Origin of the sequence: Stenotrophomonas sp. YIM B06876, assembly GCF_030711595.1 — a bacterium.
Taxonomy (GTDB): domain Bacteria; phylum Pseudomonadota; class Gammaproteobacteria; order Xanthomonadales; family Xanthomonadaceae; genus Stenotrophomonas.
The window spans coordinates 1-1,225 of record NZ_JAUJUJ010000238.1 but is presented as its reverse complement, the minus strand read 5'-3'; the positions used below and the strand labels follow the sequence as shown (position 1 = coordinate 1,225).

The window sequence follows — 1,225 nt, the reverse complement described above, 5'->3', positions numbered from 1 at the left end:
TGGCGAGCCGCGCATCGACGGCCGCGACACGCGCACCGTGCGTGCTATCGAGATCCGCAACAGCGTGCTGCCGCGCACCCATGGTTCGTCGCTGTTCACGCGCGGCGAAACCCAGGCGCTGGTGGTGACCACGCTGGGCACCGAGCGCGACGCGCAGCGCATCGACGCGCTGGCCGGCGAGTACGAAGACCGCTTCATGATGCACTACAACATGCCTCCCTTTGCCACCGGCGAAGTGGGCCGCATGGGTTCGACCAAGCGCCGCGAAATCGGCCACGGCCGCCTGGCCAAGCGCGCGCTGATCGCCGTGCTGCCGAGCAAGGAAGAGTTCCCCNGCGAGTACGAAGACCGCTTCATGATGCACTACAACATGCCTCCCTTTGCCACCGGCGAAGTGGGCCGCATGGGTTCGACCAAGCGCCGCGAAATCGGCCACGGCCGCCTGGCCAAGCGCGCGCTGATCGCCGTGCTGCCGAGCAAGGAAGAGTTCCCCTACACCATGCGCGTGGTGTCCGAAATCACCGAGTCGAACGGCTCCTCGTCGATGGCTTCGGTCTGCGGCGGCTGCCTGTCGATGATGGACGCCGGCGTGCCCATGAAGGCGCATGTGGCCGGCATCGCCATGGGCCTGATCAAGGAAGACAACCGCTTTGCCGTGCTGACCGACATCCTGGGCGACGAAGATCACCTGGGTGACATGGACTTCAAGGTGGCCGGCACGACCGCCGGCATCACCGCGCTGCAGATGGACATCAAGATCCAGGGCATCACCAAGGAAATCATGCAGGTGGCATTGGCCCAGGCCAAGGAAGCGCGCATGCACATTCTGGGCAAGATGCAGGAAGCCATGGGCGAGGCCAAGACCGAGGTGTCGGACTTCGCGCCCAAGCTCTACACGATGAAGATCAATCCCGAGAAGATCCGCGACGTGATCGGCAAGGGCGGCTCGGTGATCCGTGCGCTGACCGAAGAGACCGGCTGCCAGATCAATATCGACGAAGACGGCACCATCACCATCGCCTCGACCGACACCGCCAAGGCCGACGAAGCCAAGCGCCGCATCGCGCAGATCACCGCCGAAGTGGAAATCGGCAAGGTCTACGAAGGCCCGGTGACCAAGATCCTCGACTTCGGCGCGCTGATCAACCTGCTGCCCGGCAAGGACGGCCTGCTGCACATCAGCCAGATTGCCCACGAGCGCGTCGAGCGCGTGAGCGACTACCTG

The 1,225-nt window shown here is 64.6% G+C and carries 1 protein-coding gene; it reads left to right on the top strand.

The annotated features are described in order from the left end of the window. The coding region (gene pnp, locus QZH66_RS16385; protein ID WP_305806939.1) for a polyribonucleotide nucleotidyltransferase at positions 1 to 1,225 on the top strand (1,225 nt) is incomplete at both ends.